Annotated in this window: 2 protein-coding genes; both read right to left on the bottom strand. The window is 30.2% G+C overall.

Going from position 1 to position 1,144, the window contains the following annotated elements; genetic code table 11:
- The coding region (locus PKV21_08850; GenBank protein HOM27593.1) for an ATPase, T2SS/T4P/T4SS family at nt 1-311 on the bottom strand (311 nt) is incomplete at its 3' end.
- On the bottom strand, nt 280-1,144 hold an 865-nt coding region (locus PKV21_08845), incomplete at its 5' end, for a DNA methyltransferase (protein ID HOM27592.1). The genes PKV21_08845 and PKV21_08850, both read right to left, overlap by 32 nt.

The raw sequence follows: 1,144 nt of genomic DNA, 5'->3' as shown, positions 1-1,144 counted from the left end.
TTTATATTCCCTGCTCCCTTAACAGAACCTCTATTTTGTCTGTTTTTATACTCCTGCTGCATTAAGTTAAACATAATTTTCTGTTCTCTGTTCAACCCCTCCAACTTAGGATTTTCTTTAACTAATTGCTTTAACATCTCAGAAACCATTAAGGTTTTACCTGAACCTGTTGGTGCTTGAAAAATAACAATTCCTTGCTCCGGACTATTCAAAACTCTCTTCACCTTTTGTTTTAGGCCTTCAATTGCTTTTTTTTGGTAATCTTTTAGCTGAATCATATTAAATACCTCTAAAAATTCTTTTATAAACATTAAGTATAACTGCTGGGATTGGTTTTAACTCAACATTATCTAAATCCTCAAACTCATCTTCTCTTGCACTATCATCTAAAGAGAAAACATAAACAACAAACTTTTTCTTTAACTTTTTGGCTTCTTTCTTAAACTGCTCAATTCCATCATCGTCATAAATAATTCCTAAATATTTATCATTATTCTTGAAAATCTTAAAATTCTTTCCTTCCAAAACAAAATCAAAACAATCTTCCTTTAAACAAAGCATTTCAGTAGATTCATCAACAAGCTTTTTCTTATTTTTATCTGTCGGCTCTGCATCAACGAAATCAGTTTTGAAATATTTTAAATTTCCTTTCAAGCCTTCAACTTTCTCACTTTTGAGATTTTTATATCCTTTAATCACCTTCTCAATTCTCGGATAACAAACATCAGTACAAATGTTGTTTTCATTATTCGTACATAAAATAAACTTCCTATTACCACCATCTTCTTTGTTTAACTCCAAAACAGCATGGCCTGTCGTTCCTGATCCTGCGAAGAAATCTAAAACAATCCCATTTTTGGAGCATGAGAATCTTATTATCCTTTTCATAAGATAAGTTGTTTTAGGGTAATCAAATGGGCATATCCCATTAAAAATATCTTTTAATTCTTTTTTAGCATTTTCATAATTTACTTCTTTATCAATCCATACGGATTTTGGTTTTATTGTTTTTTCTTCATTCAAATAATCTTTTTCAAAAATATCCCACCTCTCTTTATTTACTAATCTACCTATTAGTCTATCTTTTTTCTCTTCAAATGTTTTCTTACTCCATCTCCAACGACCTTCTTCTCCGTTACTAAGT

The sequence above is a fragment of the bacterium genome, assembly GCA_035371905.1.
In the GTDB taxonomy this organism is placed as follows: domain Bacteria; phylum Ratteibacteria; class UBA8468; order B48-G9; family JAFGKM01; genus JAMWDI01.
Note: the sequence above shows the minus strand (reverse complement) of the source record. Positions and strands in the feature narration are given on the sequence as shown.